Source organism: Vibrio coralliirubri, from assembly GCF_024347375.1.
GTDB classification, from domain to species: Bacteria; Pseudomonadota; Gammaproteobacteria; order Enterobacterales; family Vibrionaceae; genus Vibrio; species Vibrio coralliirubri.
Genome location: NZ_AP025471.1, coordinates 571734 through 588907 on the forward strand (window position 1 = coordinate 571734; position 17174 = coordinate 588907).

General features: G+C 43.2%; 12 protein-coding genes. 7 read left to right on the top strand and 5 right to left on the bottom strand.

Annotated elements, in window-relative coordinates:
- Positions 1 to 71: 71 nt before the first annotated feature.
- Positions 72 to 689: an arylesterase gene (locus OCV20_RS19040; RefSeq protein ID WP_048608336.1), complete on the bottom strand. Its 618-nt coding sequence runs from the start codon at positions 687 to 689 to the stop codon at positions 72 to 74.
- Between OCV20_RS19040 and OCV20_RS19045 the strand changes: the two genes are divergently transcribed.
- The 3 genes from OCV20_RS19045 (at position 688) to OCV20_RS19055 (ending at position 6054) form a co-directional block, all read left to right on the top strand.
- Positions 688 to 1362, top strand: a complete 675-nt coding sequence (locus OCV20_RS19045) for an ABC transporter ATP-binding protein (protein WP_004730959.1) — start codon at positions 688 to 690, stop codon at positions 1360 to 1362. The genes OCV20_RS19040 and OCV20_RS19045 overlap by 2 nt on opposite strands.
- A gap of 1 nt (position 1363) precedes the next feature.
- Entirely contained in the window at positions 1364 to 3802 is a 2439-nt protein-coding gene (locus OCV20_RS19050; RefSeq protein ID WP_086774335.1) for an ABC transporter permease, read from the top strand.
- Between the two features lie 797 nt (positions 3803 to 4599).
- Positions 4600 to 6054 carry an NAD(P)-binding protein gene (locus tag OCV20_RS19055; RefSeq protein WP_086774336.1) on the top strand — a complete coding sequence of 485 codons (1455 nt, stop codon included), beginning with the start codon at positions 4600 to 4602 and terminating at the stop codon, positions 6052 to 6054.
- Between the two features lie 183 nt (positions 6055 to 6237).
- Here the strand turns inward: OCV20_RS19055 and OCV20_RS19060 are convergent, their stop codons facing one another.
- The 3 genes from OCV20_RS19060 to OCV20_RS19070 all read right to left on the bottom strand — a co-directional run bounded on the left by OCV20_RS19060 (position 6238) and on the right by OCV20_RS19070 (position 8812).
- On the bottom strand, positions 6238 to 7188 hold the full coding sequence (locus OCV20_RS19060; protein WP_086774337.1) for a 5-oxoprolinase subunit C family protein: 951 nt from the start codon (positions 7186 to 7188) through the stop codon (positions 6238 to 6240).
- The gene (locus OCV20_RS19065) at positions 7181 to 7933 is read right to left on the bottom strand and encodes a 5-oxoprolinase subunit B family protein (RefSeq protein WP_086774338.1); all 753 of its coding nucleotides are present in this window, start codon (positions 7931 to 7933) and stop codon (positions 7181 to 7183) included. The genes OCV20_RS19060 and OCV20_RS19065 overlap by 8 nt, the downstream gene beginning before the upstream one ends.
- Positions 7934 to 8068: 135 nt before the next feature.
- Complete coding sequence (locus OCV20_RS19070) at positions 8069 to 8812, bottom strand: 5-oxoprolinase subunit PxpA (RefSeq protein WP_086774339.1); 744 nt, start codon at positions 8810 to 8812, stop codon at positions 8069 to 8071.
- A 170-nt stretch (positions 8813 to 8982) separates the two neighbouring features.
- Between OCV20_RS19070 and OCV20_RS19075 the strand changes: the two genes are divergently transcribed.
- The 4 genes from OCV20_RS19075 (at position 8983) to galE (ending at position 14644) form a co-directional block, all read left to right on the top strand.
- Positions 8983 to 11046 carry a TonB-dependent receptor plug domain-containing protein gene (locus OCV20_RS19075; protein ID WP_086774340.1) on the top strand — a complete coding sequence of 688 codons (2064 nt, stop codon included), beginning with the start codon at positions 8983 to 8985 and terminating at the stop codon, positions 11044 to 11046.
- Positions 11036 to 11572, top strand: a complete 537-nt coding sequence (locus tag OCV20_RS19080; protein WP_086774341.1) for a YfiR family protein — start codon at positions 11036 to 11038, stop codon at positions 11570 to 11572. The genes OCV20_RS19075 and OCV20_RS19080 overlap by 11 nt, the downstream gene beginning before the upstream one ends.
- Entirely contained in the window at positions 11572 to 13548 is a 1977-nt protein-coding gene (locus OCV20_RS19085; protein WP_086774342.1) for a diguanylate cyclase domain-containing protein, read from the top strand. The genes OCV20_RS19080 and OCV20_RS19085 overlap by 1 nt, the downstream gene beginning before the upstream one ends.
- An 82-nt stretch (positions 13549 to 13630) precedes the next feature.
- Complete coding sequence (gene galE, locus OCV20_RS19090) at positions 13631 to 14644, top strand: UDP-glucose 4-epimerase GalE (protein ID WP_086774343.1); 1014 nt, start codon at positions 13631 to 13633, stop codon at positions 14642 to 14644.
- Positions 14645 to 14983: 339 nt separating this feature from the next.
- Here galE and OCV20_RS19095 read toward each other — a convergent pair whose 3' ends face one another.
- Positions 14984 to 17116: a TonB-dependent hemoglobin/transferrin/lactoferrin family receptor gene (locus tag OCV20_RS19095; RefSeq protein ID WP_086774344.1), complete on the bottom strand. Its 2133-nt coding sequence runs from the start codon at positions 17114 to 17116 to the stop codon at positions 14984 to 14986.
- Positions 17117 to 17174 lie beyond the last annotated feature (58 nt).

The window sequence follows — 17174 nt, forward strand, 5'->3', positions numbered from 1 at the left end:
ACAGTTAACGGTGATATGCACTCAGGCTAACGTAAAGCTGTGTAAAATTTATTGAGCTAGACCATTAAAACTTAAAGATACTGATATAATTCTTCGGCGACGAATTCAGCAATCCAAGGTTGAGCCTCTGGTTTTGGATGCAGTCCATCGTTCATCATCCACTCAGGTTTGAGGATGATATGCTCTAGGAAAAACGGCAAAAGTGGCACGTTTTGTTGATCAGCAAGCGCTGCAAAAACGTATTCAAACTGTTGGTTATAACGCTTTCCGTAATTCGGTGGGATTTTAATCTGCATCATTATAGGTTTGGCGCCCGCGGCTTTTATCTGCTCAATGATTTGATCAAGATTCGCAGACATCAGCTTAGGTGGGAACCCACGAAGTCCATCATTCGCACCAAGTTCAATAAGAACGGTGTCTGGAGCATGTTCTTCAAGCAATTGTGGTAAGCGAGCTAAACCATTGCCCGTTGTATCACCAGAAATACTCCCGTTAACCACGGTTACCGTTTTGTCATGCTTTGCTAACGCGTCTGGTAACAGGCTTGGCCAACTCTGTTTGATGTCCATGTTGTAACCAGCACTCAAGCTATCACCAAGGACCAGTAACTTAGAATCTAAGTCGGTATCTTGAGCCAAAGAAGCGGTTGAAAATAAAATAAAGAATAAAAAGGAAATTAGTCGAGTCATGCATACATCCATCATTAAAGCAGAAGCTGTTTCGAAGACAGTGTCTACTAATCAAGAACATTTAACAATCCTAGAGCACGTCGATATCGATATTCGTGAAGGCGAAACGGTCGCGATTGTCGGCACGTCTGGCGCGGGTAAGTCGACCTTAATGACGCTGCTTGCTGGTCTTGATGTACCAACGAAAGGCGAAATCAGTTTATTAGGACAGCCACTTTCACAACTTGATGATGAGGCAAGGGCTAAGATCCGCAGTGAATCGGTAGGGTTTGTATTTCAAAGCTTCTTATTAATTCCAAGCCTTTCTGCGCTGCAAAATGTCACGTTGCCTTGTTTGTTGAAGGGAGAAGACGAAGACATCGAACGCGCGACTGCTCTGCTTGAATCAGTAGGCTTGAAAGACAGGCTTGATCACTTGCCGTCGCAGCTATCTGGTGGTGAACAACAAAGGGTCGCGTTGGCACGCGCATTTATGATTAAGCCAAAAATTCTTTTTGCCGATGAACCCACAGGTAACCTAGACCAACAAACGGCAGCCAAAATTGTTGAGTTGTTGTTTGAATTGAACTCATCCCACGGCACAACGTTAGTGTTGGTGACACACGATCCTAAGCTTGCACAACGTTGCCAAAGAACACTCAAGATGCATGTCGGTCAGATAGAGGAAGTCTAAATTGAATTCATCAAACGGACTGAATAAACGCCTGTTTTCATGGAGTATCGAAGAGATTCGACACGGCCAATTGTGGCCAGTTTCAATCGCTTTAACGCTTATTATTGCTTGTGTATTTGCATTGTCGGCGTTGGCCGAACGTATGGAGCAAGTAATTGTTAAGCAGGGCAAAGATGCGCTTACTGCCGATAGCGTGTTTATCTCAGCAAACCCAGTTCCACAATCCTTGTTAGACCTCACTCAAGTTGAACAGTTAGAAAGCTCTCAGTTGACTCGTTTTTCAACCATGGCATTCAGTGACAAATCGATGCAGTTAGTGACGGTGAAAGCGGTTGAAAGTAATTACCCGTTACGCGGTGAAATGATCTTAGAGGGCGCAGATAGAGCATCAAGTAACCATGTTGAGCCGGGTGAACTTTGGCTAGACGAGCGTATATTTGCACAGTTAGAGGTTGAAATTGGTGACATTGTCACTATTGGCGATGCCGATTTAGCGATAACTGGACGAATCACTCAAGAACCAGGCTTAAGCTTTAACCCGTTCCAACAGATGCCAGCCGTTCTGATTCATACAAGTGATATCGATGCCACGGGAGCGATTCAACCGGGCAGTCGTGTTAGTTTTAGGCTGTTTCTAAACGGTGATGATACAAAACTGCAAGCCGCGCAAGACAGCGTAGAATTAACACCAAGCGATCGCTGGCGTACTCAAGATTCTGCGAGCCGTACTAACGACATGTTCGAAAGCACGACTCAATATCTTTCGTTAACCGTTGCTATTGTTGTGATCATGGCCGCGACCACTTTGGTACTCACTTGCCAACATTATGTTGCGAGTCGCCGTAAAACCATCGCGATGCTTAAGAGTTTGGGTGCAAGCAAGCAGTGGATCGTTAAATGGTTGTCTGTACAGGTATCTCTATTAGTGGTTATCGGTGCAGTACTGGGAATAACCATCGGTATCGGCTTGGAGTTTTTGCTTCGTATACCTTTGGGCGACTTATTACCAACGCCACTTCCTAGCTATGGTATTGAACCTGCAATCTTGGCGATTTTATCAAGCATCTTAATTGGTGTCCCTGCTCTCGGTATCCCGTTAATTGGCTTGGTCAACACCTCGGCAATCAGCGTTATCCAATCAAGTCACCAGTCCAATGAAAGCTACAAGAAATATTTGTTGTTACTGGTACCGATTATTCCAATGATGCTGATGTATGGCGACAATCTATTGGTATGGATAGTTCTAGCAGGTATCGCTTGCCTGTTCTTAGTGCTTGCTGTCGTTAGTACGCTTGTTCTGCGTTTAGTTGGTAAGTTGCCGACATCGACTTCTATGCGTTTAGCATTGAGCCGAATTAATCGCACACCTTTAGCAACTGGGATTCAATTTGGCTCTTTAGCGCTTTCACTGATGTTGCTGTCTATCATCTGGTTACTAAGAAGTGATTTACTGTCAGATTGGCAGCAAACCTTACCAGAGAACGCACCAAATGCGTTTGCACTTAACATTGCAAGCTATGAAAAAGACAGTTATCTCGAGACGATTGATGCAAACGAAGTAGAGCGTACTCAAGCGTTTCCAATTATCCGAGGACGACTGACGACGATAAACGGTGTTGAAGCGTCGGAATACAGCGATACCTCAGGCGAAACAGACGCACTAAGTCGAGAGATCAACTTCACTTGGGGAAATAGCTTACCCGAGTACAATGAAGTGTTAGAAGGCAGCTGGACACAAGAGCAGGGCGTATCTGTGGAATCGGATGTCGCGGAGCAACTGGATCTAAAGATTGGCGATGAGCTGTCATTCACAATCAACAGCCAGAATGTTTCTGCCAAGGTGAATAGCATCCGCAAAGTCGAGTGGCGAGAAATGAAGCCAAACTTCTACTTCATTTTCACTCCAGATGTCTTGAGTTCAATTCCTTCTACTTGGTTAGTGAGTTTCAGATTAGAAGAACAACACAATCAGATGCTCAACGAACTATCTCGAAATCACCCAACCGTGAGTTTGATGGATATTCGTAAGATGGGTAGCAAGATCCAAGAGTTGCTTAAGCAGATTGTTTGGTCGATAACGGTACTTGCGGCGTTAGGTGTGGTGGCGGGGCTGTTGCTTATCTTCACTCTATTGCGATTGAGCTTATCTCAAAGACAACAAGAGATACGCTTGTATCGAACATTAGGCGCGAGTAAGAAGCGAATTCTCAATACTATTTGGTGTGAGTACGGGTTAATGGCGTTAGTCGCAGGCTCAATTGCAGCGCTCGGTTCTGAGCTTAGCGTGGCAGGCGTTATGAACTTTGGCTTCGAGTTACAACCTTCACTTCACCCGATGTTGTGGATAGCGCTACCCGTGCTAACGTTTATCACATTGGCCGCGGTAGTGAATAGCTTAATCAAACGTTTGTTGGCACCAGTAAACAAGGATTTTGGTTAGTCGCTAGCGAGATCTAGCCAAGCGCTTAAAACGGTCTAAAAGTGAGATTATTATATTTAGGGCGTGTTGATCTTTCGAGCTGGTTTTTGCAGCGAGTTGCTGGGTATTTATACAAGACAGAGGCTTTGATGTGTAGCTAGCCTACATGAGAAGCCGATAACGTAGTAGAAATGACCAGCAAACGCTGCCCGAAGGGTTCGGCTAAAAGCGTTTTACTCTTTGTTGAGGGAGATTTACTTAGAATGACTAGGCTACTTCCCCCTCGCCGCGATTAAAACGCTTTTATCTCGAACAAAATTTAACCACGAAAGGTCAACACGCCCTAGTCATGCACTATTTATAATACGTCGCTTTAGACCGTTTTTTATTTGACCAACCGGTAGCATAAGTAAAAAATATCGCACCTTATATTCCACTCTTTTTAGCATTTTTTAAAACTAATTGCCCAATAATGCCGTTTTAATGAACAGCGGTTAGTCCCTGTAAACAAAGGGTTTGCGCAACTTAGCAAGAACGTTATCAACAGTTATCCACAAAAACGGTGGATAACTTTAGGGATAAGTTAACCACTATGTTTTAAGAGTACTGAGGCAGCCTTTATGTGGCGTCACTTAGGACAAATTTGACTGTTAGAATAACCTTTAAAACTCTATCTGGAGTTATTGAGTCAAGAGATTATTTATATTTTTTACATAGATATTAAATCCCGCCTATCTAAGACCTTGATAAAAATGTGTTTTAATTCATCGCAGAACAAAAGTAGAATAGCGGCAGTTAATCTTATTCTACAGAACACGATGAACCACAACAAAACGGATAAAAATCAACCTTCTATTGCCATTGTTGGTGGTGGTATTGCCGGAACAACGAGCGCGATTCACTTTAGTGAGTTGGGTTTTAAGGTCACTATCTTAGAAAAAGGGCCGAGTTTGGTTAATGGTCCACCAATTTGCCACCTGCACGCTGGCGGCAATTTGTATCGAGATATTTCTGTAGAGCAGTGTCTTCAGTTGCTCACGCAGTCAATTGATACCGTCCGCTTATTTCCGCATACGATCAATATTCGTCCGACAATCATCGCCGTGCCGCACAGTGATGGTGGAGAGCCATTAGATCTGCTTCCTCGCCTCAAGATAATCAAAAGCGCTTATGCCGATCTTGTTAAACAAGATAAAAGCAACCAAGTGCTTGGTGATCCGGAAGAGTATTATAAGCTGTACAGCAAAGAAGATTTATTAGCACTTTCTACGAAAAACCAATCTCTAAAACCAACATCGCTTGATGATTGGTGTATTCCTTTTGCCAAACATACGGATTTAGAGACCTTAAAGTATCCTGTTGCTATGGTCCAAGAGTATGGTTGGAGCGTATTCCGACTTTCTGCGACCGCGCAGCTCTCTTTGGGGCAACAAGCTAACTGTACCGTGTTAACCAACAGCCGATTACAATCTGTTGAATCGACAGGTCAAGGTTGGTCTTTGACTTATACCGATGCCGAAAACCAAAGCTGCCAACTAACGACCGATTACTTGATCAATGCGAGTGGGTTTGAAACGGGTATCGTGGACGACTTTGTTGGCTCTAAGCAGCAAAGACTTGTTGAATTTAAAGCTGCATACGTTACAGAGTGGCCATATTCGCAAGAATGTAAGGAAGAGTGGCCAGAGGTTATCTTTCATGGCCCGAGAGGCACACCGCAAGGCATGGCGCAATTAACGCCATATGCTGATGGTGTGTTCCAACTTCACGGCATGACAGAAGGGATTACTCTATTCGAGGGTGGGCTCGTTTCATCATCAACAGATTCATCACAACCACAGTTGCCTTCGAAGCTTCTTAAGAAAATCGTATCGGGTTGGAGTGAAGAGCAGCTTGAATTAAGAACTCGCGCTGCCATAACGCATATGTCTCAGTTTATCCCAAGTTTCAGCTCTGCATTGGTCGGTGGTAAACCTTTGTTTGGTGCACAGCAGATTCCGGGAACTGATCCTAGCTTACGAGCTTCAGACGTTTCATTCTGTGGTGAACGCTATGCTCGACTTGAAGTCGTGAAAGCATCTTCAACATTAGAAGCGGCACAAAAGGTTGCTGAGCAATGGTTTGATGTATCAGAGGCGGTATCTATTGAAGATACGCACTCAGTGACAATGTCACTTAATCTGAATGATATTGAAAACAGAGCGATAGATTTGACGCAAGAACGTGGATATCCAGAAGCGCTTGCAAAGGTGTCAGGTCAAGATCACGCTTAATATCCAATCATCATCGAGTGCGCTTAACTGCTTCAATTCGGCCTACTGTAATAGGTAAGCCGAATTTTCATTCAAACGCCAACTTAGATACCGAGACTCATCCAAACGACATCTTCCTAGCTAATTATTCCTAGTTGATTATTCTTAGCTACATAGCAATTAGCACATAACACATCGTAAAAACTAATAGCCGAAAAACTGAGCCCATTGGCACCAAACATCTTGTAATCCTAAGCGATCACCCTTGCTGAACGATATCGCATGCCCAGGTTTTGCTTGTGCCAAGCGTGGTAAATCGATTCTTGCGACACATCCAATCTTCGGATAACCACCTATGGTCTGTCTGTCATTAAGCAGCACGATAGGTTGTCCGTCTTGGGGGATTTGAATCGCACCTAGGGCAATGCCTTCTGACAATAGCGAAATGTCAGGCGAGTCTACGGGCTCGCCACTGAGTCGATAACCCATCCGATTAGAGTTTTGGTCAACGTGATATTCAGCGTTATACAAAGTCTCTCTTGCTGACTCGGAGAATAGCTCGCTTTGATAGCCTTCAATCACTCGTAGGTTCACGGGTAGATTATAATCAGGCGTGTATCGGAAGGTAACACTTACCGCTTTAAATGGATGTGATAGTTGGTGTTGGGTAAAAGCTATTTGTTGCCCTTGCTGGCATGGCTCTCCATTTTGCGTTAACCCTCCAATCTTTTCACGAGTTACTGTAGAGCAGCTATCAAGAGTTGATGGAACATCGAAACCGCCTTTAATAGCTAAATAGGCCCTTAGACCATTTTTAGGCAAACCAAATGAGAGAACTTGCCCTTTAAAAGCTTGAAAAGTACGCCAGTTAGGCTGTGGTTTACCATCGAGCTTCGCTTGTAAATCCCCCCCGCATAGCGCCATCTCACAATCAAAATCGATTTGTAACGCACATTGCCCAAGCGTGATTTCCAGCGCTGCTTGGTTTACTGGGTTACCCAATAGATGATTGGCCCAGCTATAAGAGTAATCATCAACCGGTCCACCTTGCGTTAATCCAAGATGAGCAACACCAAATCGCCCAAAGTCTTGAATCAAACTCAACGGACCGGGCTTAATCACTGTCAGTGTTGGTTTAGCTTTTGTCTTAGCCATTTACGATGCCTCCACCCAACGCTACAAACTCTTGTTTTGAAATCGCGATGAAACGGACTGTGTCACCAACATTAAGCAGAGACAGCGGTCTTTGCATGATGTCGGCGTTCTTCATTTGGCTATGATCGAACAACGGAAGCGGGCAATTGCCAATAATATTCCAGCCGCCCGGTGAATCCGAAGGGTACACCGCTGTTTTAGTATCCGCGATGGCGATACTGCCTTTGGGCACATTTAAGCGTGGTGTGGAGTGACGGGGCAAGGCAAGCTCATTAACCACATCCGACATAAACGCAAAGCCAGGCGTAAACCCAATAGCACTGACGCTGTACGTCTGTGAGGTGTGATATTGAATAATATCGTCCAGAGTCACGCCTTTGTCTTGGTATCGGTCTAAATCGAGCGCCGTTTCTGGGGAGTAATAGGCAGGAAGCTCAATCGTATTACGAGTTTTAGTAACACTAGAAAAGGACGACAGAGAATGACTCAACAAATTATTGAGCCGTTCAATGAGCTGTTGTTCTGATATTCGATAAGGGAGGTAGTCGACCAATATTGTTTGGTAAGCCGGCGTCACATTCATCAACACCGATGCTAAATTTTGGCGAATGGCATCGGAAAAGTGAGCCATGCACTGCGCATATTCAGCGCTAGATTGATTATTTGAAGGCGATAGTGTCAAGGTCACCAAAACGCTGCATTCCGCGACTGGCGCTATATTGAATTCAATCTTATTCGTCGTCATTTCGTTTCCATACGTTTGTTATCTTGCCTTTTATTAGCTTACTTTGCGTGTCTCACTTCCGTCTCCAAGCCAACACAAATCAATTAGATCTCACGAGCGATTAGACCATGCGGCATACCAATCACACGCTTCATACTAATTAAAAGCGTTGAGGTCTTGTCTGATTTTTCTAATTAATGCGATGGATTGAGGGTTATCACCATGAACACAGATGGTATCGGCTTCAATAGGCAGTCTTTCGCCCTCTAAAGTCGTAACCGAGCCATAGTTAATGATTTGCATGACTTGGTTATAGATATCGTCTTGATTGACGTAAACCGAGCCTTTTTGAGTACGTGGCGCTAATTGTCCGTTATTTAAATAAGCACGGTCGGCAAACGCTTCAAACAAGAGAGGCAGGTCATGATCGTCAGCAATATCCAAATACTGTTGATTGTCTGATGAAGAGAGAATCATCAAGGGGATGTTAAATTCAGCGACGGCTTGGGCTACTGCATTAAACACCTCGATGTTTGACATCATATCGTTGTAAAGGGCGCCATGAGGTTTCACATAGCCAACAGAGGAGTGGTGATAGCGGCAAAGGGCTTTTAATGCACCGACTTGATAGCACACCAGTTCACTGATCTCGTCCATGGTGTGTGGAATAGACCGACGACCAAAACCAACGAGATCTTGATAACCGGGATGAGCACCAATTTGGGTGTGATAGTGCTGCGCCAGTTTTATCGTCTTGGACATAACGTGCGGATCAGACGCGTGGAAGCCACAAGCGATGTTTGCCATATCGACCCATTCCATGACCGACTCGTCATCGCCCATCTTCCAATTGCCGAAACTTTCTCCCATGTCGCAATTAAGCAAAATCTTCGTTGTCACGTGGTGCTAATCCTTTACGTTGAGGTAAGTAATGACGGTCTTATAAATACCATAAATAAACAGTGACCTAACTCAAACTTTCGACACCGTAGATTTACCAGTATGGCATTTCATATATAGTTGAACTATTGATTAAAGGATTAATATCTATCTGTATATTAGGTGAGCACATGATATCCCGCCAGGTTTGCTTAGGACTAGCATTAACGACACCTGTTTTTGTCTCTGCTCAAGAAAACTCTCTAGACCAACTCATGTCGATGAGCCTTGAAGAGTTGTCTATGTTAGATGTCGAAATGGAAACGGCTTCGAAAGTGACACAAAAACTCACTGACATTCCTTCGTCGGTGTATGTGCTTTCGAATGAGCGAATTCAGCGCAGCGGGTCGAAAACCATTGCTGAAGTCCTAACGCTTGTACCCGGACTCAAAGTCACCAAATTCAATGAAACCTCATGGTTTGTTTCGACACGCGGCTTTCATGATGGGCTATATAACAAGATGCTCGTGATGATGGATGGACGAAGCTTGTTTAGCCCAGTCTATGGCGGTACGTATTGGAGCGACGTTGATTATGTACTTGCCGACATCGAACGCATCGAAGTACTAAAAGGCCCCGGCGGAACAATTTGGGGAGGCAACGCGGTTAATGGTGTTGTCAATATCATTACCAAGTCTGCCAATGATACGCAGGGGACTTATCTCTCCGGTGTCGCGTCTAATACTGATAACTATGAATTTAGTGTTCGACAGGGATTAAGTCTAAACGACAGTGTGAATGCTCGCGCTTTTTATAAGTACCGAGAAGAACCCACATATCGCACAAACGAATCTGAAAAATGGAAAGCACAAACTGCAGGAATGGTGTTTCAGCCAAGCAATGCCGAAGAAAATTGGTCATTACGTATTGGTGGTGAGAAAAGCTTTTATGAGTCGGAGTTGTATACGTTCCAATATGATAACTCAGGATCGTTTGTCGGATCACAAGCCAACGATTTCGATAACAAGAGTCAATCTGTTTACGTCCAATTCAACGACTCTCGCCATTTTGATGAAAGTTCGACACTCTCATATTCGTTATGGGGTGAATATAATGAGGATAACGCGCCAGATGCTCCGGGAAGCTATTCGACCCTCGATTTTGACTCTACTTATATCAACCAACTATCGGAAAGCCATCAATTAACACTTGGTGGTGGTATGCGATATATGTATCTTGATTTCTCCTCAAGCCAAGTTTCGGACGTGGATTGGTACAACCCTGATTACTACGGTCGAGCTTACAACATCCAATCTGCCAACGATTATATTGCGAACGCTTTTATACAGTCTCAAATTCAAATGACGGAAGCGCTGTCTATTACTCTTGGTGCCAAGGTTGAACACTTTACACAGAATGATTCAACTGAGCTTTCACCTCAATTGCGCGGTTTATATAAGTTAACTCAACGTCATTCCGTATGGGCGGGGCTTAGCCGTGCAGTTGTTGCACCATCTTATATGGATTCCAATTCCACCTATTATTTCAATAGTTACAATGCTGAATCAAACAACAGCTACCTAGATGTATATAAATCAAGCTCGAGTCTTGAAACAGAGAACGTCGTAACGGCGGAAATGGGTTATCGCTACTCAAACAATTCAAATTTCGAACTCGATGCAACGATTTACCTGAGTGAACATGACAACCTTCGCTTTCACAGCTATGACCCGAATGATATCCCCGCGAATCATGTCTATGTCGGTGCGCTGTCTGATGATTATAAAGCAAACACTTATGGCTTAGAGTTAGGCGCGAGTTACCAACTCACCGCAGATCTAGCCAGTTACCTGAGTTACGCCTATACGACGTTAGAAGGTGAGAATAAAGGTGATGACCCTAAATCTAGCCCTCAAACGAGTGTTTATTACGATATTGATAATGAACATTTAGCCACGGCACAGTTGATGTGGAATATCACCGAAAGTTGGCAATTCGATGTGATAGGCCAGTACATTAATGTGAATTACCCAGACTATTGGGTAGCAGGCGATGGCACTCAATATGAATGGCAGTCTTACCCACATGAAATAACCTTTGATGCGCGTGTCGCATGGAAAAAATCGTCCGCAGCACCTTTAATTGAAGTGGTTGTTGAAAACATAGGTAAGAGTGACGGCTATCAAGCTGAATTCACATCTCAGAAAAGCGTCAATCAAGAATCGGTGTATGTGAGGATCTCTCATGAATTCTAAATGGCTTAAGCACCGTATTATGCTCGGCTTCTCTAAACTAGGCTTAGCTGCTTTAACGATGCTTATTGTGCCGTTGAACACCTCAGCGGCTAGCTTCAAACCTTATGAAGTGAAAGCGGTGTACCTTTTTAGAATTGCGAATTTTATACGTTGGAATGATGAAAGCTCTATGAACGCTGTGAACTTTTGTGTGATTGGCGATGAAAAGGTAAGCCAAGTGCTAACGTCAATTACAGAGGGGAAATCTATTCGTTCACTCGATATCCAGGTTCAACAGTCGATTACTTCTAAGTGCGATATTACGTATTTGTCTGACCGTCAAAATGATCAATTTCGTAGTCAAGAGCACTCGCCACATACTGTCACAATCAGCGACATTCCTAACTTTACGGACCTAGGTGGAGTCATTGAACTCACGCACATCGATAATAAGCTCAAACCTAAGATCAATCTAGAAAACGCAAGGCGCGGTGATTACGTCATTGGCTCAAACCTGTTACGAATCGCTATAGTGGAGGGCCAATAATGTTGTCTTTCATTAATAACATATCGATTAAAAACAAGCTGATATTACCCATTATCATCTTCATCGCAGTCACTTTTGTCACGATTCAATCGGTAAATTACACTGTCACGTTTGAGAGGGAGAAAGAGAGTCTTATTCAGCGTGTTAAAGTGCTGGCACAAGGTGTTGCTTATAACCTACAAGCTGCGATTTTATTTGAAGACAAGTCATCGGCTCAAGAAATCTTGTCAGCTTTCGTCGCAGATAAAGATATTGTTAGAGTGAAGCTCTATGACATCAACGAACAGCTTTTTGCCAGCTATCAGGTGAGCAACACGCTGGTTCCAAGGCCAAACGCAGATGAATTAGACGATATCGCCGATCATCAATTTGCCATCTCTGAGCATTTCATCTTCTTGCTCGTTCCAGTGACGTTGGATGGCGCAGTGATCGCGAACTTGAGAGTAACAATATCGAAAGAGACGTTTAATTCGATCTTAACGAATATTTTCAAGGTTGCGGTCGTCTACCTGTTGTTTCTGGTGATGCTTGGCGGAGTACTGGTCAAATTGGTGCAACGCTTGATTATCGAACCGATGTTTGACCTCAATGAGGCGATGCAAGCCTTTGTTGAGCGTCGTTCGAAGCAGCCTAAATTAGTCGTAACGAACCGCGATGAAATCGGTGATCTGGTTCGAGCTTTCAATACCATGTTAGAAAGGCTTCAACATCGTGATAACCAAATCAATTTTACGTTAGACAAGTTACAAGAAGAAAAATCATTCGCAAATGAGGTCATTGAAACCGTTCAGCACTCTTTGTTGGTGGTAGATGAAAAAGGACTCATTCTTCATGCGAACGCAGCTACTCGGGATATTTTTAAATGCTCGGAAGCCTTTCTTGAGAACTTGTTGATCCAAGAGTTGATCGCGACCAAGCAAACGGGTTACTTACAAGATGTTATTGATGCCAATATTGTACTTAATGACGAATTGCTGGAAACCACCGATCTCTTTCAATCAAAACGCTGGCTTCGTGTGAGCAGTCGTTCCCTGACAAAACATGGTCGTATTCTTTATGCAATCCAAGATGTCACCGACATAGAAACGGCCATGAGTCGCCAACGTATTGCTGCGGGTGTTTTCGAAAACAGTAAAGACGGCTTGATCGTGCTGAACTCGTCAAACGTGATAACCATGGTTAACCCTGCGATCACACAACTTCTCGGTTATCACTCTGATCTGCTGGTGGGCAAAACACCCTTTGAAGTATTTTCGTGGCAACAATTTTCATCATTGATGCCGACAATTCGCAGTTCGTTAGACCACTATGGTCAATGGCAAGGCGAAGTGTGGGAGAAGAGCGCGTCCGGCACGTTAGTTCCAATGTTTGTCAAAGTGAATCGAATTGCCTCAGACAACGAGAAAGACGAGTTTGATATGGTATTAACGCTGTCTGATTTATCCAACGTTAAAGAAATGGAAAGACTCGAACACTTGGCTCATCACGATGCATTAACCGGGTTAGCGAATAGAGCGCAACTGTATAAGGTTATGGATGATGTTGTCACGTCGAGCCACTATTCAAATCAGCATTTCGCGGTTATCTACTTGGATTTGGATGGCTTCAAAGAAGTGAATGACAATTATGGACACGATGCGGGTGACGAAATCCTTAAAGAAGTATCAAACCGGTTGTTATCTCAGGTAAGAGCGGGGGATTTGGTTGCACGTTTGTCGGGTGATGAATTTGTTCTTATTATTAAACAGACCAACAAAGTCTTGTTAGCTAAGTTAGCCGAACGATTGTTGGTCCTGATCGGGCAACAAGTAAACTACAAACAACGTTCACTTCATGTTGGAGCGAGCTTGGGTATCCATTTAGTTGATGGCTCAGAGCGTGATATTGATGTGATTCTAAAAGTTGCTGATGAGGCTATGTACCAAGCGAAACGCAAAGGAAAAGGTCAGTTTGTGTTCGCTCGTGAGGGTAAATAGGCTTCGGTGTTTGTGAGCTCACCCTAACTTGTTGTATCATAAGTAATAGGTTGAATATTTTTAATTAAAAGGTCTGCTAAACATGAATGTTTTAGTTACAGGTGGCATGGGTTACATTGGTAGCCATACAAGTATCCAGATGATCAACGCAGGTATGACACCTGTACTTTTTGATAGCTTGTACAACAGCAAACCAAGCGTTCTAGAGCGTATCGAAAAAGTATCGGGCGTTCGTCCCAACTTCATTGAAGGTGACGTTCGTGATAAAGCGCTTTTGACTGAAACCATGAAGCAACACAACATCGAAGCGGTTATCCACTTTGCTGGTCTGAAAGCCGTCGGAGAGTCTGTGGAAAAGCCTCTTGAATACTACGACAACAACGTAAACGGCACTTTAGTTCTTGTTGATGCAATGCGTGATGCGGGTGTAAAAACCTTGGTATTCAGCTCTTCAGCAACGGTATACGGCGATCCTGCAAGTGTGCCAATTACTGAAGACTTCCCAACCAGCGCAACCAACCCATATGGTCGTAGTAAACTAATGGTTGAAGAGTGTTTAACCGATTTCCAAAAAGCCAATCCGGATTGGAGCATTACACTGCTGCGTTACTTTAACCCTGTAGGTTCACATCCAAGTGGTGAGCTAGGTGAAGATCCGCAAGGTATCCCAAATAACCTAATGCCATTTGTCTCTCAAGTAGCAGTAGGCCGCCGTGAATTCCTATCTGTATTTGGTAGCGATTATCCAACAAAAGACGGCACTGGCGTTCGCGATTACATCCACGTAATGGATCTGTCTGACGGCCACATCGCAGCGCTTGAGAAAGTAGGGCGCAAAGATGGTCTTCATATCTACAACCTTGGCACTGGTAACGGTTCAAGTGTATTAGACATGGTTAAAGCGTTTGAGGAAGCGAGCGGTAAAGATATCCCTTATAAGCTTGTCGAGCGTCGCCCGGGTGACATTGCAGAATGTTGGGCAGATCCTTCTAAAGCTCAGAAAGAGCTTGGTTGGAATGCAACACGTACACTGACTGAAATGACTGAAGATACATGGCGCTGGCAGTCAACCAACCCTAATGGTTTCCCTGGTTGATCTAGTTGTTTCATGAATAGTTAACTTGCAAAAAGATGCTTTAGGGCATCTTTTTTGATCTAAATCGAATAAAAAGTAAATTAGTGGTTAAAAAGTATCATTCTGTATCTGTTGTGTTATCATCCACGCGAATTATATGTTTAATGTTAATTTTCTTTGGAGTTAATCATGGAACTAGCCCTAATCATCACTTTCATCATTGCTGCTGCAGTAATGGTTAAGAAAGAAATGGCAGAGAAGTAATTTCACTTTATCCCTTTTTGATACAATTTTTAGTGAAATAATAAAAGCCAGCATTTAGCTGGCTTTTTGGTATCTGCAATTCAGGTTTTTAACGAATTAGAATTCGTATTTAGCTGTAATTGACCAGTTACGACCTGCTTGCGTGTAATCTTTATCTTCTTGTGAGAATCCACGAACGTCATTCCACGAGTAGTACTCTTCATCCGTAACGTTAAAGAGACCTGCTCTAAGCGTAAGATCCTTCATCGGCAAGTAGTATGCTGTTAGGTCTACTACAGTTGCTGAATCAATTGGTAGAATTTCATCACTCAAACCATCGCTGTTGATATCACTAGACTTCTTGCCTGCTGTGTAGCTAATGTTAAGTGACGTACCCCATAGTGCTGAAGGAGCATCATAGTTAAAACCAACAACAGCGTTCCAAGGGTTCACACTGTTAAGAGGATTACCTTCGCCATCTTCACCTTCAGTATACGTTGCAGAAACACGAGTACTAACACCTTTCACTGGCATGAAGCTATTCCAAGACAGTGTATTTGACGCTTCGATACCTTTAATTACGGCTTCATCAATATTTACATTCTTATATATAGTTGGATCCATAGGAGTGGCTGAGCCACTAACTGCTACGTTATCAATAAAGTTATCGTAATCGCTGTAGAAGATGGCGATTTCGCTTGATGAATAATTTGTGTTATGACGCCAACCTAACTCGTAGGAAATACTTTCTTCAGCTTCTAAGTCAGGGTTAGGGGCATTCAAATAACCGTGAGCAGGATTACCAAATGAGTAGTAAAGCTCTTGGAAATCAGGAGCTCTAAAGCCTTGGCTGATTTGACCGAAGATCTTATTTTCTTCATTAAGCGTGTAAGTTGTACCTAAACGTCCGGTAACAGCTGAGTCTGAATATTTTGCATAAGACTCTTCTGGGTTACCACTTGGGTTTTGACTTGTATCACCTGGATCAGTTTCAAAACCATCAAAACGAACACCCGGAGTAATCATCCAATTTCCGATCGTCATTTCATTTTGAGCAAAGAATCCATATTTTCTTTCAGATGCGGCAGGGATGTAGAAAATAACTTGGTCTGCGCTGATGGAGTTATATTCGTTATTAACGTTTTTAATGTCTTTGTCCGAATATGAAGCGCCATAGATAAAGTAGTTTTCTACATTACCCGTCATGAAGAACTTATCGAATTGCACATCAAATTGATAACCTTCATCCTCGTAGATATAGTCCTTTTTTTGAACATTACCTGCCGGAGGTAGGAACATACCACCATTAGAAGTACGATTAGTTACGCCATTTTCTTCTTTGCTCAACCAGTCAGCTTGCCAAGTAATAGTATCTGCAAACGCTAGGTCAGCATCCCAAATATGTTTGATACCGATTTGCTGTTGGCTAGTTGTGTCTTCGCCAGTGTAGTCGGTGTAACTTGCACTATTTAAATCAGTATCACCAGAATTCTCAATGAAGTTACCGGAAAACTCTAAACGGTGTTGTTCGTTTAACTGGTACTGAAGCTTAACCAACAAGTTGTTGTTCTGAGTATCTTGCTCATCAGGTGTACCAAAGTTATCAGTTTGCTCACCGTCTCTGCGAGTATAAGCAACGAGTGTTTCTAGGTCGCCAATACGATTTGCTAAAGCAACGGATTCGCTAAAGGTGTTATCAGATGAAGAGTAGTTGAACTTCGCGTGGCCACCGAAATCTTTGTCTTTTAAAAAGTCACTTGGGTCTTTTGTTTCGAACGCAGCAATACCACCAATCGCGTCAGAACCATACAGAGAAGAAGCCGCACCTTTAACAATCTCGACAGACTTCAACATATCCGTATCGACATCAATGCGTGAAGAATTAATGAAGTTATATGACTGTGTACCACTTGGAGTAAATTGGCTAGTTTGTGATACTCCATCAACGATAACCTTTACTCGGTTACCTTCCATACCACGAATGTTAATACCTTGAATCCCTTGGCGAGAATTCGTAGTCACCGTGACACCTGGTGTGTACTTAAATAAGTCTTCTACATCCGTGACCATGTTTTTTTCGATATCTTTATCATTAATCACAGTTACCGACGCAGCAACATCTTCAAGTTGTTGATTAGTACGAGTCGAAGATACAACAACCTCGTCAAATAGGGCATAATCTTCAGCAAAGGCTGATGTTGATGAAAGCGCTAAAACGATTGAAGCAGAGAGTAGGGATTGCTTATACATCTGATAGTTACCTTAATTCCATAGTATTATCTTGATTTGCGAAAGATAATATTGGATC